Raw genomic sequence first — 20,657 nt, 5'->3', positions numbered from 1 at the left:
CCTCCGCGGGTCAAAGCCACAGGTCGAGTCCCGTCGCCTCGTCGTGTTCGCGCACCAGCGGTTCCTCGAAGGTTCGCAGATGGACCTCACCCGAAAGGACCGTCGCGGCGTCGAGGTGGCCCGCGAGGGCCTGGCCGCTCTCGCGCGAGAGGACGGCGTGGGTGTGGGCGAAGACGTCGCCCTCGAGGCGGGCGACGTTCCCGAGGCAAGCGGCGACCTCGAGCGGCTCCTCGAAGGTGACGGATCGGTACTCGGCGGCCGCCTGGTCGTAGTACCAGACGTCGGCGTCCCGCACGGCGCCCACCGCCTGGAACCAGCCCGCCTCCGCGTCGACCTCGCGGGCCAGGTCCTCGATCTCCGAGCGCCAGTCCGCGTCCGTCTCGAGGCGGGCGAGATACTCCCCCGTCGACTCGACGGCTCGGTAACGCATACACGCACGTGAGGCGAGTGGCGTGCAAAAAGCTTCGCGTCGCGTTCGGGACGGCATCGGCCGGCGGCCGACGACAAGCAGCCGGCGGCCGACGACAAGCAACCGACGACCGACGATCGACGACCGACGACCGATGACAAGCGACAGGCGGACGGCGACCGGTTCCCCGTTCGATCCGTCAGTAGCGGGAGATACTCCCCAAAATAACGAATGGACAGAATACAAAATAATCTGAGGAGACACAGGAAGTCACCCTTCGCTGTACCGGATCGGGAGTGGCGGTTGACGGTGGAGAAATGGCGAGTATCCACATATATCGGAGGAATATGTGGGGATTTCGGTACGCTCGATCCGATGGCCGTGAATACTCGATATGAATAGAGAATCATTCCGATGTATGTTTGAATACATAGCTCATCTGTTGTGAAAACGGTCGTCGCGATCCGCCGATCGGAGGCTCCCAAGCGGAGGCCAACAAGGCGATCGACGGCGCCCCTCGAGACGCCTCTCGGCCCGAATTTGTTCAATATTGTGGAACGATCGGACGAGTGAGTCGAACAGTATCAACAGGTTTAATACTCCGCTGGGAACCTTATCGATCGTATGTCAGACGTACGGATCACCGACGTTGAGACGTATATCGTCGCGAACCCGTGGAAGCCGTGGGTGTTCGTCGAGCTGGAGACGGACGCCGGCGTCACCGGGCTCGCGGAGGCGACGACCCACGACAAGCCCCGGACGGTCGCGGCGGCGATCGACGAGATGTCGAAGTACTTCATCGGCGAGGACCCCTTCGACACCGAGAAGATCTGGCTCGAGATGTACCGCGACGAGTGGTTCTCGCGGAACGTGGTCAACACGACCGTCTGTTCGGCGGTCGACATGGCCTGCTGGGACATCAAGGGCAAGCTGCTCGACGAGCCGGTCTACGACCTGCTCGGCGGGCAGGTTCACGGCGACGAGCTTCGCGCGTACGCGAACGGATGGTACACCGACACCGAGGGCGAGCCGGAGGGCTTCGCCGAGGCGGCGGAGCGGGTCGTCGACGACGGCTACGACGCCATGAAGTTCGACCCGTTCGGGACCGCCTGGCAGTCCATGTCCCGAAAGGACATGAACCACTCCGTCGACATCGTCCGGGCCGTCCGCGAGGCGGTCGGTCCCGACGTCGACCTCCTCATCGAGTGTCACGGCCGCTTCTCGGCCGGCCAGGCCGTCGACATCGCGCAGAAGCTCGACGAGTTCGACCCGACGTGGTTCGAGGAGCCGTGTCCCCCGGACTCCTTCAACAGCCTCGCCGAGGTCGCCGACAAGTCGCCGATCCCGGTCGCGACCGGCGAGCGGCACATGACGAAACACGACTTCTTCGAGCTCGTCACCCGGACGGACATCGACGTCTTCCAGCCCGACCTCATGAACACCGGCGGCATCACGGAGGGCAAGAAGATCGCCGGGCTCGCCGAGGCCGACCACGTCGACATCGCGCCGCACAACCCGCAGGGTCCGGTTGCCGGGGCGATCTACTCCCACTTCTGTACGTCCATCCCGAACTTCCGCATCCAGGAGATGTTCCAGACCTACGACGTCGACTGGGTCGACGATCTCCTCGTCGATCCCCTCGAGGTCGAGGACGGCTACGTGCAGGTCCCCGACGGTCCCGGCTTCGGCATCGAGCTGAACCACGACGTCGTCGAGGAGCACGCCTACACCGAGGACGCGGTCCACACGATCAACCTCTTCGAGAAGGACTGGGAAAAGCGCGAAGTCGACCGCCGATAGCGTCATCGGAGCGGCCTTCTCGACGCTCGACCGGAGGCTGATCTTCCAACGATCGAGGGAATGCGACCGTCGATCGCGTGGAAACCCTTTTGCGAACCGCCGGCGATCTGACGGTATGTCACTCGCCGACTGGATGCGCGGCTACGACGCCCGCGACTGGCAGACGACGACCGAGGGGACCGTCAGGTACGCCCTCGTCGGGCTCGGGTGGTGGACCACGGACGTCGCGATGCCGGCCATCGAGGAGTCGACGCTCGGCGAGACCACCGTGCTCGTAAGCGGCGACGCCGAGAAGGCCGACCGGCTGGCCGAGCGCCACGACGTCGCCCACGGGATCACCTACGACCAGTATCACGACGGGGTCGCCGTCGACGCCTACGACGCGGTCTACGTGGCGACGCCGAACGCCTTCCACCGCGAGTACGCCGAGACGGCCGCGGAGCTTGGCAAGGGCGTCCTCTGTGAGAAGCCGATGGAGGCGACGGTCGAGCGGGCCGAGGGACTCGTCGAGGCGTGCGAACGGGCCGACGTCCCGCTCATGATCGCCTACCGCATGCAGACCGAGCCGGCGGTCAGGCGCGCGCGCGAACTCATCGAGGAGGGACTCATCGGCGAGCCCGTCCAGGCGTACGGCGACAACACCCAGCCGCTCCTCGAGATGATCCCCGACGCCGACCAGTGGCGGCTCACCCCCGACCTGACCGGATACGGGACCTCGGTGATGGATCTCGGCATCTACTCGATCAACACGACGCGATACCTCCTCGATCGCGACCCGGTCTCCGTGCAGGCGAACATGGCGTCGAACCATCCGGCCTTCGAGGGGCTCGACGACGAGCGCTCCGCGTTCATCATGGCCTTCGAGGACGACGTGCAGTTCGTCTCGACCGCCTCACAGAACGCACATCAGGACACCCAGCTCAAGATCACGGGCACCGACGGGCAGATCGAGCTTCGTCCCGCGTTCCACGGCGAGGCGGCCCTCCACGTCGCCGCCGGCGACCTCGAACTCGACGTCGCCCACGGGACGAGCGACGAGGTCGACGAGATGCGCGAGGAGTTCGACTACTTCGCCGACCGCGTGCTCACGGGCGCCGAGATCGAACCCGACGGTCGCCACGGGCTCCGGGACCTGGAGATCGTCGAGGCGCTCCACCGGTCGGCGGCGAGCGGCGAGGCGATCGACGTCGAGCGGTAGTTCCCGTCGGTCGAACGCCGGGTCGCGGCCGTGTCGGCGAGCGGCCAGTCAGTTCGCGTCGGTATCGGCGATCAGCCCACGCCGACGATCAGTTCGCGTCCGTGTTCACGTCGTCGGCGAGCGACCCGAGGTGTTCCGTACAGAGGCCGACGTCGACGCCGAGGGTCACGTACTGGACGCCGGCGTCGATCCACCGGTTCGCGATCTCGGGGGTGTCGGCGAAGGCGCCGACCACGGTGTTCGCCTCGGCGGCGCGGTCACAGACCTCCGTCATCAGCGACTCGACCTTCTCGTGGGTCACCTGTCCGGGGATGCCGAGCGACTGCGAGAGGTCGTAGGGGCCGAGGAAGACGGCGTCGAGCCCCTCCACGGAGAGGATCTCCTCGATGTTCTCGACGCCGCGTTCGCCCTCGACTTGGACCATGAGGAAGACCTCCTCGTTCTGGTCGTCGGTGTAGGTCTCGCTGCCCCAGTAGTCGCCGGCCCGGACGTACTGCGAGAGGCCGCGGCTGCCGATGGGGTCGTACCGGGCGGCATCGACGGCGCGTTGGGCCTCCTCGCGCGTCTCCACCTGGGGGACCTGGACGCCGGCGGTGCCGATGTCGAGGGCGCGTTGGATCTCCGCCTCGCTGTTCGTCCGGACCCGAACCATGGGCGCGACGCCGCGGTTCTGTGCCGCCGCCGCGAGATCGAGGGTCGTCTCGGCGGTGAGCGGACCGTGTTCCTGGTCGTATATGACGTAGTCCATTCCGGCCACGCCGATCATCTCCGAGACCATCGCGGAATCGAGGAGCTGGAAGGTCCCCACGACCGTCTCCCCGTCGAGGAGCCGCTGTCGGAAGTTCGTCTTCGGCATACAACGAGGTGTCGCTCGTTGCTATAAAATTCTTCCCGTCCCGGGGAAAGGCGGGGCGAGGACGGGGATCCGGACCGGCGACGGAAACGAATTACGCCGCGATGGAAAGACATATTCAGATGGGTTCGAACCTTGAACGTATGGCACGAGTACGGTTCCGTGACCCGGCTGGAACGATCCGAAGCGGCACATGGAACGACGACGGCATCGAGTTCGGCGAGGAGACCTACGACCCCGAGGAGGTCGACGTCCTCTCGCCGACCGAACCCTCGAAGATCGTCTGTGTCGGCCTGAACTACGAGCGGCACGCCGAGGAGGAGGGCATGGACATCCCCGATCGCCCCCTGCTCTTCTTGAAGCCGCCGAACGCCGTCTCCGGCCACGGCGACACGATCACGCTTCCCGAGGGGAAGGAGGACGTCGAACACGAGGTCGAACTCGCCGTGGTCATCGGCGAGCAGTGTCGCAACGTGAGCGCCGACGACGCCGAGGACGTCATCGCGGGCTACACCATCGCGAACGACGTCTCCAACCGCGACGACCAGCACATCGAGCAGAACTGGATCCGCGGAAAGGCGTTCGACAACTCCTGTCCGCTCGGTCCCGTCCTGGCCGAGGACGTTCCCGAACACGCCGACGTCGAACTTCGCGTCAACGGGGAGGTCCGCCAGTCCTCGAACACCGAGGAGTTCATCTTCTCCGTCCCGGAGATCATCGAGGAGATCACCGAATACATGACCCTCGAGGAGGGCGACGTCATCATCACGGGCACCCCCGCCGGCGTCGACGACCTCGAGGACGGCGACCACGTGGAGATCGAGATCGAGGGCATCGGCACCCTCGAACACGACGTCGAGCGGTAATTCTGCCACCCCGAGAGCTATATATCGGCGCGAGATAGTACGAATCGACTCGGTCGGCCGACGGCCGGCCGCGACGGGAACCAGAATGAAGGCGATCGTACAAACCGGAGCCGAGACGGTCGAACTGCAGGACCGCGAGCGCCCGACGCCCGCCCCGGACGAGGTCCTGGTGCGCGTCCACACCGCCGGGATCTGCGGGAGCGACGCGCACGCGTACAAATACGACGAGGAGTACCACTGGGTGCCCATCCCCCGGGTCATGGGCCACGAGTACGCCGGCACCGTCGAGGCCGTCGGGGACGACGTCACGAGCTTCCGTCCGGGCGAAACGGTGACCGAGGAGCCGGTCCACGACTGCGGGGAGTGCTTCCAGTGTCGAAACGGGCAGTCGAACGTGTGTCAAAACTTCGACATTACCGGCATGCACCGGGACGGCGCGTACGCGGAGTACGTGTGCGTCCCGCCGGAGCACCTCCATCGCGTCCCGGAGACCGTTCCGCTTCGTGCGGCCGCGCTCACCGAGCCGACGAGCATCGCGGCGCGTGCCGTCCTCACGCGATCCTCGGTCGAACCGGGTGACGACGTTCTGGTCCAGGGCCCGGGTCCGATCGGCGTCCTGACCGCGGCGATCGCGGACTCGATCGGCGCGGACGTCGTCGTCTCCGGGCTCGGACGCGATACGGCGGCCCGCCTGCCGCTCGTTTCGGATCTGGGAATCGACACGGTCAACGTCGAGGAGACGTCGCTCGAGGGGGTCGCCGACGAGCGAACCAGAGGCGGCGGCTTCGACCGGATCTTCGATGCGACCGGGCACCGTTCGGGGATCGAGACCGGGATCGAGCACGTGCGCAAGGGCGGCGAGATCGTGATGGTCGGGATCCCGAACGGTCCGAGCACCGTCTCGCTCGCCGGGGCGGTCCGCGGGGAGGTGACCGTGGAGACCTCCTACGGGTCGACGTGGCGGAACTTCGAGCAGGCGCTTCGACTACTCGAGGACGGCTCGGTCGACGCCGAAGCGATCGTGGACGACGGCTTTTCGGTGGAGGACCCCACCGCCGCGTTCGAGGCGTTCCTCGCCTCCGAGACCTGCAAGCCCGTCTTCACCTTCGACGGGTAGCGCCGATCGCGATCGGTCGGAGCGTCGAGGGACCTACGAATAGGTCACGTTGAGCTCGATCACGTTGACCGTCTCGAGCACCTTGTTCGGGAGCGTCTCCCGGAATCGGTCGCCCTGGATCCGGTTCGAGGGGCCGGAGACGCTGATCGACCCGAGCACCCGGTCGTCGTTGCTGAGGATCGGGGCGGCGACGCATCGGAGCCCCTCGATCCGCTCCTCGTCGTCGAGGGCGTACCCGCACTCGCGAATGCGTTCGAGCTGCTCTTCGAGCTCCTCGCGACTCGTCACGGTGTTCGGCGTGACGGGCTCGAAGCCCGCCTCCTCGAGGATCGAGTCGACCCGGGACTCGGGGAGGTGTGCGAGGATGCACTTGCCGAGCGCGGTACAGTGAAGCGGGACGCTGGTGCCGACGTGCGCTTCGACCTGAACCGCTCGCGAGCCCTGTGCGCGCTGGAGGTAGGTCCCGGTGCCGTGCTCCTCGACGAGCAGGTTCGCGAGCTCCGTCGTCTCCTCGGCGAGCCGTTCGACCTCGGGTTTGGCGATCTCGTAGATCTTCCGTCTGTTCCGGACGTACGCGCCCAGTCCGAGGAATCGGACGCCGACGTGATACTGGCCGTCCTCCTTCGTGAGATAGCCCATCTCCTCGAGCGTACTGAGGTAGTTGTGCGCGGTGCTCTTTGGAACGTCGAGGTGGGAGGCGAGCTCCGAGACCCCGGCTCCGTCGAGGTCCTGCAGCGACTCGACGATGTCGAATGCCGTCCGAACCGAGCCGATCCGGTTTCGTGCCGTGTTTCCCATGACTCGACGTTACGGCGCGCCGGCAAAAATCTTACCACATTGTCGAACGGACGTCCGGACGAAGCGGATCCGCCAGCGACGACCACCGTCCGAGCCAAAGGGATCGACGGAGCGCTCATCGGGTCTCCATCACGGGATCACGGATCTGGACGGGGACGGAAGCGAACGAACTGGAGTTGGAACACGGACACCGCGGGATCCGATATCGTTCAGAACTACCGAACGCCACGACCGAACGTCGATCGCTACGCCGACCCGAACTTACATCCGTATTCGTGTAACTCGAATTGGAGCCCTCAAGCGATGGTCGATACAGGCGTCAATTGACAGTTTTGGATGAATGACGGAATTCGTAATTATCGAGATCCGAATCAGAGTGATTCCTACGGACGCGATCGGGACGGAATATCAGCGGTGGTCGAATACTCGGAGAATGGAACCAATGAACGGCGAATCGCCGATCGAACGTCGGACCGGTCCGGATCGAATCAATCGGAAGTCCGAAACGTAACGTTCCGATCGTTTTCTCGGAATAGACAGGTATCCGACAGTCTATCTACCGTGCTCACTCCCCGCGGAGGTGGCCGGGGTTCCACTCGCCCTCGAACTCCTCGTGGAGGAAGGGCTTCGCGTCGTCGCCGGCGTAGGTGCCGACGATCTGGCCGCTTCCCTCGAGGTGGTACTTGTAGGTGGTGAGTCCCTCGAGGCCCACCGGACCGCGGGCGTGGGTCTTGCCCGTGCTGATCCCGACCTCGGCTCCGAGTCCGAACCGGTAGCCGTCGCTAAAGCGCGTCGAGGCGTTGTGGAACACGCTCGCGGAGTCGATGCTCCGCATGAACGTGCTGGCGCGACCCGCGTCCTCGGTCACGATGGACTCCGTGTGTTTCGATCCGTAATCGTTGACGTGATCGATCGCCGCCTCGAGCGAGTCGACGACGCGGACGGACAACACGAGGTCCCCGTACTCGCTCGACCAGTCCGACTCGGTCGCGGCGTCCATCTCGACGATCGACCGGGCCGTCTCGTCGCCCCGGAGCTCGACGCCCGCCTCGCGGTAGCGTTCCGCGACGGCAGGCAGGAACTCCTCGGCCACCGCCTCGTGGACGAGAAGGGTCTCGACGGCGTTGCAGACGGCCGGATACTGGACCTTCGCGTCGTAGGCGATCTCCGTCGCCATCTCGAGGTCGGCCTCGCGGTCGACGAACACGTGACAGACGCCCTCGGTGTGGCCGAGGACCGGGATGCTCGTGTTGTCCTGGATGTAGCTCACGAACGCCGAGCTGCCCCGCGGCATGAGGAGGTCGATCTCGTCGTCCATCCCGAGCATCGTGTCGACGTCCTCGCGCGCCTCGACGAGCTGTGCCCAGCCGTCGGGGACTTCCGGGGTGGCCTCCCGGATGATCTCATAGAGCACGCGGTTCGACTCGCTCGCCTCGCTTCCGCCCTTCAGGATCACGGCGTTGCCCGACTTGAGACTCAACGCGGCGATCTGGACGAGCGCGTCCGGCCGGGACTCGAAGACGGTGCCGATGACGCCGATGGGGACGGAGACCTTGTACAGCTCCAGTCCGGAATCGAGCCGCCTCGACTCGAGGGTCCGATCGAGGGGGTCGTCCTGGCCGGCGACGCTTCGGACCATCTCCGCGATGTCCTCGAGCTTCGAGGGGGACAACTCGAGGCGGTCGACGAGCGCACGGGTGTACTCGCCCTCGGCAAGGCGCGCTTCGGCCTCCTCGACGTCGACCGCGTTGGCCTCGAGGATCCGATCGCGTTCGGACTCGATGGCGTCCGCGACGTCGTGAAGCGCCGCGTTCCGTTCGTCCTCGGACAGCTTCGCCAGCTCGAGGGCCGCGGACTGTGCCTCCGAAACCTTCGTCTCCGTTGATGTTCCGGTCACCATCGTTTCCGTGGATTTCTCAGTCATCGTGATCTCCGTTTACGGGGATGAATACGGTTCCGACGGGCTTGCCGGTGGCGATCCGATCGAGCACGTCCGGCTCGTCCGACCGGGCGATGATCGCCGGGATGCCGTGCTCGCTCGCGGTGCGGGCGCCCTGGACCTTGGTTCGGATGCCGCCGAAGCCGTCGGAGGCGCTCTCGTCGATGATCGACTCCACCTCGGCGTAGTTGCGGCCGACCGCCTCGATGCGTTCCGCCTCGGGGTCCTCCTTGGGGTTGCCCGTGTAGACGCCGCCGACGTCGGTGAGCGTGACGAGGAGATCGACGTCGACGCCGATGGCGATGGACGACGAGAGCATGTCGTTGTCGCCGATCCGGATCTCCTCGGTCGCGACCGCGTCGTTCTCGTTGATGATCGGGACGACGTCCCACTCGAGGAGCGTCTCGATCGTGTTGCGGAAGTTGGTGAACCGCTCCGGGTTTTCGAGGTCGTGTTCGGTGACGAGCAGCTGTGCCACCGTCTCGTCGTACCGCTCGAAGCTCTCGGTGTAGCGGCGCATGAGGTGGCTCTGGCCGATCGTCGACAGCGCCTGCGACTCCTCTATGGTTCCGCCGGTCCGGCCGATGCGGCCCTGTCCGGCGCCGATGGCGCCCGAGGAGACGACCACGACGTCCTTGTCGCGGTCGATCAGCGAGGCGATGCCGTCGACGAACGCGTCCAGCTTCTCGTCGTCGAGATTCGACTCGTCGTCGGTGAGCGAGTTCGTTCCGGCCTTGACGACGACGCGGTCGGCGTTCGCGGCGAGGCGTCGAGTTCGGTCGACCGCGTCGGTCTCTACCGCCTCAATCATGCTCGAACTCCTCGGCCAACTCCCTGGAGCGTCTGGCGGCCGCCGCGAGCGCGTCGCCGGTCTCCGCCTCGAGGTCGCTGTCCCAGAGGACCTCCATGCCCTCGATCGTCGTGCCGTTCGGCGAACAGACCGCGTCGATCAGCTCGTCGACGCTCCGGTCGGACCGGAGGACGGTCTCGGCGGCGCCCTTCACCGTCTGGGCCGCGAGCACCTCGGCGTCCTCGTCGTCGAGGCCCTCCTCGACGGCGGCGCGCTTCATGGCCTGCAAAAAGTAGAAGACGAAGGCGGGACCGCTCCCGTTGAGGGCGGTCGCCACGTCCATGTGCTCCTCGTCGATCTCGACGAACTCGCCGAGGTCCGCGAGGAGGGCACGCACGCCTTCGTCGACCTCGTCCCAGGCGACCGCGGCCGCCATGTCGGCGGTCTCGGCCGCGAGGTTCGGCATGATGCGAACCACGGTGGCGTCGGTGTGCGCGTTGACGAAGTCGATCGGCACGCCCGCGGCGACGGTGACGAGCGTCTGATCGGCGGACAGCTCGAGGGATTCGAGCACGGTTTCGACGATGTCCGGCTTGACCGCGACGACGACCACCTCGGAGGTCGCCGCCTCCTCGATGTCCGAGGTGGTCCGTTCACAGTACGAAGCGACCCGTTCGAGGGCGCTCTCGTCGATGTCGTAGGCCGTGACGTCGTGGTTCCCCGCCTTCGCCAGTCCGGTGATGAGGGCGCTTCCGAGGTTCCCGCATCCGATGATGGTTACGTCGACCATTGTTCCGTCTCTACCACGTAGATGTGGCGAGGGGGATATACAGACGTTGGTTTGACCCCGACGTCGCGCCCTCGAGCGCAACTCGGCGGTGGAGGACATCGAACGGTCACACGCCGAGCGAGGGACGGATCCATCGTCGACGTGTGTTGATATCGCGATATGTACTATAGAAGATCGGATCGATCGACGAGATCGGGAACAACGGGGACGACGGAACGAGAGGAGACGCGAAAGCGACGAGGGTTCCGATCGTCCCGGCGTTTCGACCGAACCGAGAAGGGTAGCAACCGACCGTGGATCCGGTGAGCGGTGGAGTTCGTTCGAACGGGCCGTGAGACGGGGCGATAGCGATACCTCCGCTTCAGCGCGGGAGGGTCACATGTCGTTGGAGTGGGTGAATCGCGATCGCTGAGGCCGACGATGCTCGCGATCGAAGAGTCGTCGTGAGGACCGAACCGTTCCACCGATCGCCGTATCACGAGTCGGCCGACGGTGCAAGCGAGCTCGCGGGACTGATCGCTCGCCCGTGAACGATGCCTCCCGATCACGGTGGATCGCCGCGATCGAGTTCGATCGGCATCGATAAACTGCATAGAACGATACAGAATGATCCGGGGACGGGGCGAGACGTGGCTCCCGCCGTCCTGTCCGCGAGCATGGTCGACCCCAGATCACTTTCACGACAGTTCAACTAGTGTACACCGTCCAACGAGAAATATCGGCCATTATCGCCATTGAATCGGTATCTGAAGAACGCAGTATTTCCTCCTCGAAGAGTTTAATTGAATAGTCGCTCAACTAATTCGTGATGGCACAAGCAACGAGGCGGCTTCGTCGGTACCTCGAGGACGAACTCGACGAGTGCCGTAGCGAGGACGTCGATCGGCGCCTCGACGAGCTCGAGACGTTGGAGACGGCGTTCGGATCCGATCGGGCGACCGCGGAGCTCGAGGTGCTCGCCGCGCTCGCCAACGAGACGCGCTACACGCTCGTGCGCGTGCTCGCGGCCGCGGACGAGGAACTGTGCGTGTGCGAGCTCCAGGCGTTCGTCGACGTCACCGAGAGCGGGCTCAGTCACGCGCTCTCGCGGCTGGTCGATGCGGGACTCGTCGACGCCAGGAAGGACGGCCGCTGGCGGATGTATCGGGCGACCAACCGCGCGGTCGCGATCGTGACGGTCCTGGAGGGAAGCGTGAGCGTCGATGAGTGAGCTCACACACGACCACGGGCCGAGCTGCGAGTGTCCGGACTGTGGGGACCCGCGCTCGATGGACGTTCTCGACAAGTATCTCACCGTCTGGATCTTCGGCGCGATGGCCGTCGGCATCGGACTCGGCACCGTCGCGCCGTCGGTGACCCGGCCGATCCGGGAGCTCCACCTCGTGGAGATCGGGCTCATCCTCATGATGTACCCGCCGCTGGCGAAGGTGGACTACGGCCGGCTCCCGGCCGTCTTCAGGAACGTGAGGGTGTTGGGGCTGAGTCTGGTTCAGAACTGGCTGATCGGGCCGACGGTGATGTTCGCCCTGGCGGTCGTGTTCTTCGGCGGTCTCGTCCCCGGCCTCCCCGCCCGCCCGGAGTTCTTCCTCGGACTGGTGTTCATCGGGATGGCCCGGTGTATCGCGATGGTGCTGGTCTGGAACGAGCTCGCCGACGGCTCCTCGGAGTACGCCGCGGGGCTCGTCGCGTTCAACAGCGTCTTCCAGATCGTCACCTACGGCGTGTACGTGTGGTTCTTCGCCCTGTTCCTCCCGCCGCTTTTCGGGATGGAGACGCTCGTCGCCGGGATCTCCGAGTTCGGCGTCACGCCGATGCAGGTCTTTCGGGCGATCGCCGTCTTCCTCGGCATTCCCTTCGCTGCCGGGATCCTCTCGCGATACGTCGGGACGCGAACGAAGGGCGTCGAGTGGTACGAGGAGTCCTTCGAGCCGCGGATCAGCCCGTTGACGCTCGTCGCGTTGCTGTTTACGGTGATCGTGATGTTCGCGATGCAGGGCGAACGCATCGTCGGCCAGCCCAGCGACATCCTGGAGATCGCCGTGCCGCTTGCGATCTACTTCGTCGTGATGTTCCTCGTCAGCTTCTGGATGGGCCGGGAGGTCGGCGCCGACTACTCGACGACGACCGCCATCGGCTTCACCGCCGCCTCGAACAACTTCGAGCTCGCGATCGCGGTCGCAGTCGCCGTCTTCGGCGTCGGCTCCGAGATCGCGTTCGCGACCGTCGTCGGGCCGCTCATCGAGGTGCCCGTCCTCCTGGGACTCGTGAACGTCGCGTTGTACTTCCAGGATCGATACGACTGGACCGGCCAGACGACCGGACGCCTCGACGGGTCGGCCGAATCGACGACGACCGACGACTGAACGACGACCGAGAACTGACGCAGATCGCCCACGACCATCGGACACACGACCGGATCGACCACCGAACACCCGACGATCGAACACCGAACACCCGGCGATCGAACACCCGACACGACACCATGTCCACCGACACCGAACCCACCGACACCGAACCGACGGAGACCGACACCGAACCGATCCGAATCGCCTTCATGTGCGTCCAGAACGCCGGGCGATCGCAGATGTCCACCGCCTTCGCCGAACGCGAGCGCGAGCGTCGCGGGCTCTCGGACCGCGTCGAGATCGTGACCGGCGGGACCGACCCGGCCGAATCGGTCCACGAGGAGGTGATCGAGGTCATGACCGAGGAGGGGTTCGACCTCTCGGATCGGACGCCGCGCGCGATCACCCTCGAGGAGCTCCGGTCGTGTGACTACGTCGCCACGATGGGCTGTTCGACGCTCGACGTCGGCGACGTCGGCGCGGACGTCGACGTTCGCGACTGGGCGCTTTCGGACCCCGAGGGAGAGGGGATCGACGGGGTGCGCGACATTCGCGAGGAGATCGAGGGGCGCGTGGCCGCCCTGTTCGACGAGATCGAGAACGCGATGGCGGCGAACGGGAGCTGAGGAGGACGCGAGCTGAGGCGGAGTGCGATCGGCGACCCCGCGATTCAAGAGCGTGGCCCGCGGATCGGCTCGCGTGAGAAACGAAACGACCGGCCGCGGCGAGGCGGTCCTCTCGGAGGACGGCGTCGAGTTCGACGCACGCGACGCCGCGCTGCTGCGGGCGATCGATCGGACCGGGTCGACCGCGAGCGCCGCCGCCGAACTGGAGCGCTCTCGGGCACGCGCGCTCACCCGTATCGAGACGCTCGAGTCGGCCTTCGGCGACCTCGTCGAGCGGACGCGGGGCGGCCGGGGCGGCGGCGGGAGCCGGTTGACCGAAACTGCAGACGCGCTGTTGGCCCGGTACGACCGGCTACACGCCGCGTTGACGGCGGCGGCACGGGCCCCGGAGACGGTGATCGAGGGTTCCGTGACCGGAACGGACGGCGAGATCCTCACGGTCGAGACGCCGATCGGCGAGGTTCGCGGCCTCGGCGCGGACGCGGCCGTGGACGACCGCGTCCAGTTGCGGATCGGCGCGGACGCGGTGACGCTTTCCGCGCTCGAGGAGACGCCGACGCCCGAGGCGACGAGCGCGAGAAACAGGATCGAGGGGACCGTGGCGGCCGTCGAGCGGGGAGAGACGATCCGGACGGTTCACGTCGACGCCGGGGAGGTCACGTTTCGGGTGCTCGTCACCGCAGAGAGCGTCTCGCGGCTGGATCTCTCGTCCGGACGGCGGATCGGGCTCACCTGGAAGGCGACGGCGACCCGCGTGGTTCCGCTTCGGCCGTGACTCCCGAGGAGGTGAACGGAGCGGAGAAGGGGGGAGTCACATCCGGAGCATCTGGGCGTGGCGCGTCCCCTCGAACTCGAGGACGGTCTCCTCGTCGACGAGGCCGGCCTCCACGGCCACGCCGACGGCCTCCTCGCCGACGAGGTTCGCGACCTGGGCGCGACGGAGTCCGGCGACGACCTCCTCGTCGGTCGCCTCGACGGCGTCGGGACCGCCGTAGAACTCCTCTTCGACCGTGAGCGTCGCGACTCCGTTCTCGAAGGTCTCGCCGAGACAGTCGGCATCACAGACGGAGACGAGAAGTCCCTTCGGCGTGTCGCGCTCGCGGAGGAGCATCTACAGGCCTCCGAACTCCGAGTCGAGTCCGCCCGCGCCGCCGCCACCTCGAGCGCCCTCTCCGGGGGCTCGCCCGCCGTGTTCGTCGACCATCTCCCGTTCGCGCTCCTCGCGCAGCTCCTCCGCCTGTTCGGCCACCTCCTCGGCCTCCTCGTGGTCGCCGGCCTTCTCGAGCGCGCGGGCCTTCTCCTCGAGGACGTCCGCGTTCCGGTGGCCGAGACGGATCGCGTTGTCGAAGGCGGTGACCGCGTCCTCGGCGAGCCCCCGCTCGAGCAGGAAGAATCCGCGGTTGTACCACCCCTGGGCGAACCGGGGATCGACCTCCACGGCGCGTTCGGCGTGTTCGAGCGCCTCCTCGTGGCGGCCGAACTCCCAGAGCGCGTACGCGAGGTTGGTCTCGGCCGTCGCCGCGTGCTCGGAGTCGTCGTCGATCCGTAACGCCTCCTCGTAGGCGCCGATCGCCCGGTCGTACTCCTCGAGTTCGGCGTGGGCGGCGCCCTTGTTGACGAGCGCCTCCTGGGCCTCGAGGGAGTCGTCCTCGGCGAACATCACGGCCCGCTCGAGGGTCTCCGTGGCCTCCTCGAAGCGGTTGATCCCCATGTAGGAGAGCCCGACGTCGACGAGCTGTTCGACGTCGACCTGGTCGTCGGCGATGTTCCGCCGGTCGAGCTCGTCGGTGATGACGCGTGTGTCGACGGGGTCGACCGCGGTCGGGTCGGCCTTCAGCTCGGGCGGATCGAGGGTGAACTCCTCGTAGTCCTCGTCGAGCCCCTGTCCCGAGGAGAACTCGTGGCCCTGATCGTCCGGCGTGTCGGTCATATGCTTCGATTTGGCGGTCGTCGCGGGTAAGGGTTACGTCCGCGGGGGAGTCGGCGTCTGAGACGACGAGGTCGGACGGGGGAGTACGGGAGCCGCAACGGCGGTCGGCGATCGATTTTTGCGGATTCGTCCCGACCGTCCGGACGAATGCGCGCGTTCTTCGCGATCGATCTTCCGGACGAGCTGGCCGACGGGATCTCGGACGTGCAAGACGGCCTTCGGGGTGCGGCGGGGTTACGATTCACGGATCCCGAACAGGCGCACGTGACGCTCGCGTTCCTCGGCGACGTGCCGGAGGAAACAACGGGGACGGAAACCGGCGCGAGCGACGAGCCGACCCCGAAGGGCGACGTCGACGCCGCGATCGAGGCCGGGCGTCGAGCGGTCGAGGAGGCGGACGTCGAGCCGTTCACGGTGGGGGTGGGCGGGCTCGGCGTCTTCCCGTCGATGGAGTACATCAGCGTCGTCTGGGCCGGAGTCGACGATGGGGCCGCCGAGCTGGCGCGGCTCCACGAGACGCTCGAGGAGCGAACCGCGGCGCTCGGCTACGAGCCGGACGACCACGAGTTCACCCCGCACGTCACCCTGGCGCGGATGAACGACGCGCGTGGGAAGGACCTGGTCCAGCGGGTCGTCCGAGAGCGCGATCCCGACGTCGGGACGTTCACCGCGGAGGCGGTGCGGCTGAAGCGGTCGCGACTCACGTCCGACGGGCCCGTCTACGAGACGGTCGAGTCGTTCCCGCTTTCGGGGTGACCGATCCTCGCTGACGGGACATCGACTCCCGCTCTCCGGGTGATCCCCCTGCTCTCGATCCGTGATATCACGGGACACGAACGCCGCGCTCGATGAAAAAGGATTAACCACGACCCGAGGAGTTCTACACGTATGAACGTCCTCGTGACGGATCCGATCGCGGACGCGGGCCTCGATCGACTCCGGGAGGCGGGCTATGAGGTACAGACGGCCTACGACGTCGACGGCGGCGAGGAGCTGTACGAGGCCATCGCCGACGCGAACGCGCTGATCGTTCGGTCCGGCACCGAGGTCACCCGCGAGGTCTTCGAGGCCGCGGAGGAGCTCGTCATCGTCGGGCGCGCGGGCATCGGCGTCGACAACATCGACATCGAGGCCGCGACCGATCACGGCGTCATCGTCGCCAACGCCCCGGAGGGGAACGTCCGGGCCGCCGCCGAACACACCGTGGCGATGACCTTCGCGGTCGCACGCTCCATCCCGCAGGCCCACGGCCGGCTGAAGGGCGGCGAGTGGGCGAAAGGCGAGTACCTCGGCGCGGAGGTCAACAACAAGACGCTCACCATCGTCGGGCTCGGCCGCGTCGGCCAGGAGGTCGCAAAGCGTCTCGACTCGCTCGGGATGGATCTCGTCGTCTACGACCCCTACATCTCCGAGGAGCGCGCGGACCGCCTCGGCGCCGAGCTGGTCGAGGACCTCCACGACGCGCTGGCCCGCGGCGACTTCGCGACGGTCCACACCCCGCTTTTGCCCGAGACCGAGGGCATGATCGGCGAGGAGGAGCTCGCCCAGCTCGAGGGAGGGTACCTCATCAACTGCGCCCGCGGCGGGATCGTCGACGAGGACGCCCTCGCGGTCGCGGTCTCGGACGGGACGCTCGCCGGCGCCGCGCTCGACTCGTTCGCGAGCGAGCCGCTTCCGGAGGACTCGCCGCTTTTGGACGTCGACGACGTCGTCTTGACCCCGCACCTCGGCGCCTCGACCGAGGCCGCCCAGGAGAACGTCGCGACCGACACCGCGGACGCCGTGATCGCGGCGTTCAACGACGAGCCGGTGCTCAACGCGCTGAACGCACCTTCTGTCGACGAGACCGCCTTCCCGCGCATCGAGCCGTACATCGACCTCGCGGAGACGGCCGGCAAGGTCGCAGCACAGCTGCTCGACCAGCGCATCGAGTCGGTCGAGGTGACCTACGAGGGTGACATCGCCGCCGAGGAGGTCGACCTCGTGACCGCCTCCGCGTTGAAGGGCGTCTTCGAGCCCCTCGAGTGGCAGGTCAACGCGGTCAACGCGCCACAGCTCGCCGAGGACCGCGGAATCGACGTCGTGGAGTCGAAGACGCGCCAGAGCGAGGACTTCCAGAGCCTCGTCCGCGTCACCGTGGCCGACGGCGACGAGGAGCTGTCCGTCGAGGGGACGCTCTTCGCCGGCGACGACCCGCGGATCGTTCGCATCGACGGCTATCGCGTCGACGCCGTCCCGTACGGCCACATGCTCGTCGCGCGAAACTACGACGAGCCGGGCGTGATCGGCCTCATCGGGACCGTCCTCGGCGACCACGACGTGAACATCGCCGGGATGTTCAACGCCCGCGAGGTGTACGGCGGCGAGGCGATCACCGTCTACAACCTCGACCAGGACGTCCCCGACGCGGCCGTCGAGGACCTCCTCGCGGACGACCGGATCATCGAGGTCACGGAGATCACCCTCGACGAGGCGAACGGTCGCGAGCAGGAGTAGGCGAAAGCGTCGTGTGGCCGGATCCGTGACGGTTCGGCCGAGCGATCCGCAGTCGCTGACCCGATCGAGAGCGGCGCCCGTCCGACGCGGCGATCAGCCTTACAACAGTTCGAGCACCGCGTCGACGTCGTTGGCCACGGGTTCCGGGTCGTTTCCGGCCTCGTAGGCCGCATCGGGGTCCTTCAGCAGGTGGCCGGTGGTGAGACAGACGACGTCCTCGTCGTCGTCGACGACGCCCTCGCGGCGGAGCTTCCGGAGTCCGGCGACGCTGGCCGCGGAGGCGGGTTCGACGCCGACGCCCTCGTTCGCGAGCGCGCGCTGGGCGTCGGTGATCTCCTCGTCCGCGACGGCGACGGCGGTGCCGTCGGTGTTTCGGATCCCGGGCAGCGCCTTCGGGGCGTTGACGGGGTTGCCGATCCGGATGGCGGTCGCGCGGGTCTCGACGTCCTCCCAGCGGCGAATCGAGTCGGCCCCATTCTCGATCGCCTCGACCATCGGCGCGGCGCCGGCGGCCTGTACCCCCGTGAGCTTCGGGACGTCCTCGACCGCGAGCGCGCCCGACTGAACGAGCTCGCGGAAGGCCTTGTACAACGCCGCGGTGTTGCCGGCGTTGCCGACCGGCAGGACGATCCGGTCGGGAAAGGTCCCGTGATCGGCGTGGAACGCCTCGAGGATCTCGAAGCCGATCGTCTTCTGGCCCTCCAGCCGGAAGGGGTTGAGCGAGTTGAGCAGGTAGGCCTCGCCGCGGGCGGCCAGCTCCTGAACGATGTCGAGGCAGGCGTCGAAGTTGCCGTCGACCTCGAGGATGCGGGCGCCGTGGAGGCTCGCCTGGGCGATCTTGCCGGCCGCGACCTTGCCCGACGGGAGGAGCACGAGCGTCTCGAGGTCGGCCCGGCCGCCGTAGGCGGCGAGCGCGGCCGAGGTGTTCCCCGTCGAGGCGCACGCGAGCGCGTCCACGCCGAGCTCCTCGGCGACGCGAACGCCGACGGTCATCCCCCGGTCCTTGAACGAGCCGGTCGGGTTCATCCCCTCGTGTTTGATCCGGAGGGTCGAGACGCCGACGTCGGCCTCCAGGCGCGGAACCTCGTGCAGCGGCGTGTCGCCCTCCGGCAGCGTGACGCCGGACTCGAAGGGAAGCCCCTCGCGGTACCGCCAGACGCCGCGGTCCGGTCCGTCGGTCGACGCTCCGGAGCCGAACTCCTCGAAGGTCGGAGGGTTCTCGTAGCGGACCTCGAGGAGGCCGTCGCAGTCGTCGCAGGTGTATCGGACGTCCTCGAAGGGGGCGAACGTCGAGCCGCACGCGATGCAGGCGAGCCACACCCCGTCGTCGGCGCAGGCCGGCGCGGACGGCGCGGGGGCGTCGATGTCGAGCGTCATCGTTCGAGAGTTACGGCCCCAACCTAAAAGGTGGGCGGTCCGGGCGGGAGCCGTGCCACCCGTTCGGACACGCGTCGGGCGGTCCGTCCGGATGCGCGTCGGGAATCACGTCGTCGTCGACTTCGATTCGTCCTCGGTCTCGGGGAGCTCGACGCCCTCGGCGGCCTCCAGGTTGGCCGTCTCCTTTTCGGTCGCGACGTGCCAGCGGTCGACGGTCGATTCGTACTCGGCGAGGATCTCCGAGACCTCCGCCTTCAGCTCGTCGTCGTTGACGTTCACCTCGAAGACGAACTCCTCGTCGGCGTCGCCGCGGCCGACCCGCTGGATGTTGGCGCTTATCAGCTCGTTGTCGAAGTAGTAGGGCGCGAGCTGGGTCATCACGTTGCGGTAGACCGTGTCCTCCACCTTCCGCAGGGCCTTGCGACCCGCGGAGTCCGCGGCACGGGCGACGTGTCCGATCGACTCGCCCCACCGATCGAGCGCGGCCTCGTTGTCGCCCTCCTCGACCTTCTCGTAGGACTCAGAGAGCTTCTCGCCGGCGGTCTGCATGTCCTCGCCCGCGGTCTTGCCGGCCTTTTCGCCCTCGCCCTCGTCGACGGAGGCCTGTCTTGCGGTCTTCTCCGAGACGTCCTCGTCGATGCGCTCGTGTGAGCGGGGTCGCCACTCGTCCCACTCGTGGAAGGCGTCGTTGTTCACCCCGGCCTCCCGCAGCGCCTGGGTGATCTTCTCGCCGTGTTCGACCATCTTCCCCCAGTCCCCGCGCACCTTGAACCCGGAGATGCTCTCTTCCATCGGTTGCCCGAGTGGTAGGACGCGAGCCCCTAAAGGCCCTCCGGCACCCGTCGTGTCGAAGCAGCTCCGAGACCCGTCGCGTCGAACCCCCTCCCGCACCCGTCGCGTTTTTGTTCGCGGCGGACAACGGGAGGGCCATGGGCTACCGCGTCGTCGACCCCGAGGAGATCGAACCCGCGCCGGATCGACCCTGCGAGCTGCGCCGGCTGAGCGAGGCGGCCGGCCTCGACCGGATGGCGATCAACCGCTATCGGGCGGCGCCTGGCGAACAGATCCCGCTCGCCTACCACTACCACGACGAACAGGAGGAGGCCTTCTACGTGTGCTCGGGGACCATGCACGTCGAGACGCCCGAGGGGACGATCGAAGTCCCGGCGGGCGGGCTGTTCGCCGTCGATCCCGGCGAGCCGCAGCGGGCGTACAATCCGGAGAACGAGGACGAGGATCTGACCGTGATCGCCGTGGGAGCCCCGCCCGTCGACGGCGACGCACACGCCTACGAACCCGCGGAGGACGGGACATAGCGGGGAG

General features: G+C 67.1%; 21 protein-coding genes. 11 read left to right on the top strand and 10 right to left on the bottom strand.

The annotated features are described in order from the left end of the window. Nucleotides 1-10: 10 nt before the first annotated feature. Nucleotides 11-430, bottom strand: a complete 420-nt coding sequence (locus tag ACZ5YD_RS10535; protein WP_379743353.1) for a PPC domain-containing DNA-binding protein — start codon at nucleotides 428-430, stop codon at nucleotides 11-13. A 603-nt stretch (nucleotides 431-1,033) separates the two neighbouring features. Between ACZ5YD_RS10535 and ACZ5YD_RS10530 the strand changes: the two genes are divergently transcribed. Both ACZ5YD_RS10530 and gfo6 read left to right on the top strand, forming a co-directional pair. Continuing rightward, nucleotides 1,034-2,209, top strand: a complete 1,176-nt coding sequence (locus tag ACZ5YD_RS10530; protein WP_379743356.1) for a mandelate racemase/muconate lactonizing enzyme family protein — start codon at nucleotides 1,034-1,036, stop codon at nucleotides 2,207-2,209. Between the two features lie 115 nt (nucleotides 2,210-2,324). After that, nucleotides 2,325-3,407 carry a D-xylose 1-dehydrogenase Gfo6 gene (gfo6, locus tag ACZ5YD_RS10525; RefSeq protein ID WP_379743359.1) on the top strand — a complete coding sequence of 361 codons (1,083 nt, stop codon included), beginning with the start codon at nucleotides 2,325-2,327 and terminating at the stop codon, nucleotides 3,405-3,407. Between the two features lie 88 nt (nucleotides 3,408-3,495). On the opposite strand, the gene ACZ5YD_RS10520 is transcribed toward gfo6, so the two are convergent. Further along, nucleotides 3,496-4,263: an HpcH/HpaI aldolase family protein gene (locus ACZ5YD_RS10520; protein ID WP_379743362.1), complete on the bottom strand. Its 768-nt coding sequence runs from the start codon at nucleotides 4,261-4,263 to the stop codon at nucleotides 3,496-3,498. Nucleotides 4,264-4,403: 140 nt separating this feature from the next. Between ACZ5YD_RS10520 and ACZ5YD_RS10515 the strand changes: the two genes are divergently transcribed. Continuing rightward, nucleotides 4,404-5,126, top strand: a complete 723-nt coding sequence (locus tag ACZ5YD_RS10515; protein WP_379743365.1) for a fumarylacetoacetate hydrolase family protein — start codon at nucleotides 4,404-4,406, stop codon at nucleotides 5,124-5,126. Nucleotides 5,127-5,211: 85 nt separating this feature from the next. Next, nucleotides 5,212-6,243 (top strand): zinc-dependent alcohol dehydrogenase, encoded by a 1,032-nt coding sequence (locus ACZ5YD_RS10510; protein ID WP_379743368.1) that lies wholly within the window; start codon nucleotides 5,212-5,214, stop codon nucleotides 6,241-6,243. 33 nt (nucleotides 6,244-6,276) lie between these two features. Here the strand turns inward: ACZ5YD_RS10510 and ACZ5YD_RS10505 are convergent, their stop codons facing one another. The 4 genes from ACZ5YD_RS10505 to proC form a co-directional block, all read right to left on the bottom strand. Further along, nucleotides 6,277-7,041 carry an IclR family transcriptional regulator gene (locus ACZ5YD_RS10505; protein WP_379743372.1) on the bottom strand — a complete coding sequence of 255 codons (765 nt, stop codon included), beginning with the start codon at nucleotides 7,039-7,041 and terminating at the stop codon, nucleotides 6,277-6,279. Between the two features lie 565 nt (nucleotides 7,042-7,606). After that, nucleotides 7,607-8,938: a glutamate-5-semialdehyde dehydrogenase gene (locus ACZ5YD_RS10500; protein ID WP_379743743.1), complete on the bottom strand. Its 1,332-nt coding sequence runs from the start codon at nucleotides 8,936-8,938 to the stop codon at nucleotides 7,607-7,609. Nucleotides 8,939-8,957: 19 nt separating this feature from the next. Then, complete coding sequence (gene proB / locus ACZ5YD_RS10495) at nucleotides 8,958-9,791, bottom strand: glutamate 5-kinase (RefSeq protein WP_379743375.1); 834 nt, start codon at nucleotides 9,789-9,791, stop codon at nucleotides 8,958-8,960. Then, the gene (proC, locus tag ACZ5YD_RS10490; RefSeq protein ID WP_379743378.1) at nucleotides 9,784-10,560 is read right to left on the bottom strand and encodes a pyrroline-5-carboxylate reductase; all 777 of its coding nucleotides are present in this window, start codon (nucleotides 10,558-10,560) and stop codon (nucleotides 9,784-9,786) included. The genes proB and proC overlap by 8 nt, the downstream gene beginning before the upstream one ends. Nucleotides 10,561-11,368: 808 nt before the next feature. Here proC and ACZ5YD_RS10485 point away from each other — a divergent pair. The 4 genes from ACZ5YD_RS10485 to ACZ5YD_RS10470 all read left to right on the top strand — a co-directional run bounded on the left by ACZ5YD_RS10485 (nucleotide 11,369) and on the right by ACZ5YD_RS10470 (nucleotide 14,306). Beyond that, nucleotides 11,369-11,770, top strand: a complete 402-nt coding sequence (locus tag ACZ5YD_RS10485) for an ArsR/SmtB family transcription factor (RefSeq protein WP_379743381.1) — start codon at nucleotides 11,369-11,371, stop codon at nucleotides 11,768-11,770. Further along, nucleotides 11,763-12,923 (top strand): ACR3 family arsenite efflux transporter, encoded by a 1,161-nt coding sequence (gene arsB, locus ACZ5YD_RS10480; RefSeq protein ID WP_379743384.1) that lies wholly within the window; start codon nucleotides 11,763-11,765, stop codon nucleotides 12,921-12,923. The genes ACZ5YD_RS10485 and arsB overlap by 8 nt, the downstream gene beginning before the upstream one ends. 119 nt (nucleotides 12,924-13,042) lie before the next feature. After that, a complete protein-coding gene (locus ACZ5YD_RS10475) occupies nucleotides 13,043-13,531 on the top strand; it encodes a low molecular weight phosphatase family protein (protein WP_379743387.1) in 489 nt (162 codons plus the stop codon). A 73-nt stretch (nucleotides 13,532-13,604) separates the two neighbouring features. Then, a complete protein-coding gene (locus ACZ5YD_RS10470; protein ID WP_379743390.1) occupies nucleotides 13,605-14,306 on the top strand; it encodes a TOBE domain-containing protein in 702 nt (233 codons plus the stop codon). 36 nt (nucleotides 14,307-14,342) lie between these two features. Here the strand turns inward: ACZ5YD_RS10470 and ACZ5YD_RS10465 are convergent, their stop codons facing one another. Next, on the bottom strand, nucleotides 14,343-14,642 hold the full coding sequence (locus ACZ5YD_RS10465; protein WP_379743393.1) for a DUF424 domain-containing protein: 300 nt from the start codon (nucleotides 14,640-14,642) through the stop codon (nucleotides 14,343-14,345). Continuing rightward, nucleotides 14,643-15,461: a tetratricopeptide repeat protein gene (locus ACZ5YD_RS10460; RefSeq protein WP_379743396.1), complete on the bottom strand. Its 819-nt coding sequence runs from the start codon at nucleotides 15,459-15,461 to the stop codon at nucleotides 14,643-14,645. It lies immediately after the preceding gene. Between the two features lie 147 nt (nucleotides 15,462-15,608). Between ACZ5YD_RS10460 and thpR the strand changes: the two genes are divergently transcribed. Both thpR and serA read left to right on the top strand, forming a co-directional pair. Beyond that, complete coding sequence (gene thpR, locus ACZ5YD_RS10455) at nucleotides 15,609-16,217, top strand: RNA 2',3'-cyclic phosphodiesterase (RefSeq protein WP_379743399.1); 609 nt, start codon at nucleotides 15,609-15,611, stop codon at nucleotides 16,215-16,217. 132 nt (nucleotides 16,218-16,349) lie between these two features. Further along, nucleotides 16,350-17,957 carry a phosphoglycerate dehydrogenase gene (serA, locus tag ACZ5YD_RS10450; protein WP_379743402.1) on the top strand — a complete coding sequence of 536 codons (1,608 nt, stop codon included), beginning with the start codon at nucleotides 16,350-16,352 and terminating at the stop codon, nucleotides 17,955-17,957. A 99-nt stretch (nucleotides 17,958-18,056) separates the two neighbouring features. On the opposite strand, the gene thrC is transcribed toward serA, so the two are convergent. Next, the gene (thrC, locus tag ACZ5YD_RS10445; RefSeq protein WP_379743405.1) at nucleotides 18,057-19,334 is read right to left on the bottom strand and encodes a threonine synthase; all 1,278 of its coding nucleotides are present in this window, start codon (nucleotides 19,332-19,334) and stop codon (nucleotides 18,057-18,059) included. Nucleotides 19,335-19,439: 105 nt separating this feature from the next. Next, a complete protein-coding gene (locus ACZ5YD_RS10440) occupies nucleotides 19,440-20,126 on the bottom strand; it encodes a DUF5828 family protein (protein ID WP_379743408.1) in 687 nt (228 codons plus the stop codon). 137 nt (nucleotides 20,127-20,263) lie between these two features. On the opposite strand from ACZ5YD_RS10440, the gene ACZ5YD_RS10435 reads away from it, so the two are divergent. Further along, complete coding sequence (locus ACZ5YD_RS10435; RefSeq protein ID WP_379743411.1) at nucleotides 20,264-20,650, top strand: cupin domain-containing protein; 387 nt, start codon at nucleotides 20,264-20,266, stop codon at nucleotides 20,648-20,650. The last annotated feature ends 7 nt before the right edge of the window (nucleotides 20,651-20,657 follow it).

The organism is Halopenitus salinus, from assembly GCF_055397165.1.
Note: the sequence above shows the minus strand (reverse complement) of the source record. Positions and strands in the feature narration are given on the sequence as shown.

Bases quoted from the DNA above. Each gene is read 5' to 3' on its own strand.
- ACZ5YD_RS10535 (WP_379743353.1), bottom strand. From the start codon at position 430: ATGCGTTACCGAGCCGTCGAGTCGACGGGGGAGTATCTCGCCCGCCTC.
- ACZ5YD_RS10530 (WP_379743356.1), top strand. From the start codon at position 1,034: ATGTCAGACGTACGGATCACCGACGTTGAGACGTATATCGTCGCGAAC.
- gfo6 (WP_379743359.1), top strand. From the start codon at position 2,325: ATGTCACTCGCCGACTGGATGCGCGGCTACGACGCCCGCGACTGGCAG.
- ACZ5YD_RS10520 (WP_379743362.1), bottom strand. From the start codon at position 4,263: ATGCCGAAGACGAACTTCCGACAGCGGCTCCTCGACGGGGAGACGGTC.
- ACZ5YD_RS10515 (WP_379743365.1), top strand. From the start codon at position 4,404: ATGGCACGAGTACGGTTCCGTGACCCGGCTGGAACGATCCGAAGCGGC.
- ACZ5YD_RS10510 (WP_379743368.1), top strand. From the start codon at position 5,212: ATGAAGGCGATCGTACAAACCGGAGCCGAGACGGTCGAACTGCAGGAC.
- ACZ5YD_RS10505 (WP_379743372.1), bottom strand. From the start codon at position 7,041: ATGGGAAACACGGCACGAAACCGGATCGGCTCGGTTCGGACGGCATTC.
- proB (WP_379743375.1), bottom strand. From the start codon at position 9,791: ATGATTGAGGCGGTAGAGACCGACGCGGTCGACCGAACTCGACGCCTC.
- proC (WP_379743378.1), bottom strand. From the start codon at position 10,560: ATGGTCGACGTAACCATCATCGGATGCGGGAACCTCGGAAGCGCCCTC.
- ACZ5YD_RS10485 (WP_379743381.1), top strand. From the start codon at position 11,369: ATGGCACAAGCAACGAGGCGGCTTCGTCGGTACCTCGAGGACGAACTC.
- arsB (WP_379743384.1), top strand. From the start codon at position 11,763: ATGAGTGAGCTCACACACGACCACGGGCCGAGCTGCGAGTGTCCGGAC.
- ACZ5YD_RS10475 (WP_379743387.1), top strand. From the start codon at position 13,043: ATGTCCACCGACACCGAACCCACCGACACCGAACCGACGGAGACCGAC.
- ACZ5YD_RS10465 (WP_379743393.1), bottom strand. From the start codon at position 14,642: ATGCTCCTCCGCGAGCGCGACACGCCGAAGGGACTTCTCGTCTCCGTC.
- ACZ5YD_RS10460 (WP_379743396.1), bottom strand. From the start codon at position 15,461: ATGACCGACACGCCGGACGATCAGGGCCACGAGTTCTCCTCGGGACAG.
- thpR (WP_379743399.1), top strand. From the start codon at position 15,609: ATGCGCGCGTTCTTCGCGATCGATCTTCCGGACGAGCTGGCCGACGGG.
- serA (WP_379743402.1), top strand. From the start codon at position 16,350: ATGAACGTCCTCGTGACGGATCCGATCGCGGACGCGGGCCTCGATCGA.
- thrC (WP_379743405.1), bottom strand. From the start codon at position 19,334: ATGACGCTCGACATCGACGCCCCCGCGCCGTCCGCGCCGGCCTGCGCC.
- ACZ5YD_RS10440 (WP_379743408.1), bottom strand. From the start codon at position 20,126: ATGGAAGAGAGCATCTCCGGGTTCAAGGTGCGCGGGGACTGGGGGAAG.
- ACZ5YD_RS10435 (WP_379743411.1), top strand. From the start codon at position 20,264: ATGGGCTACCGCGTCGTCGACCCCGAGGAGATCGAACCCGCGCCGGAT.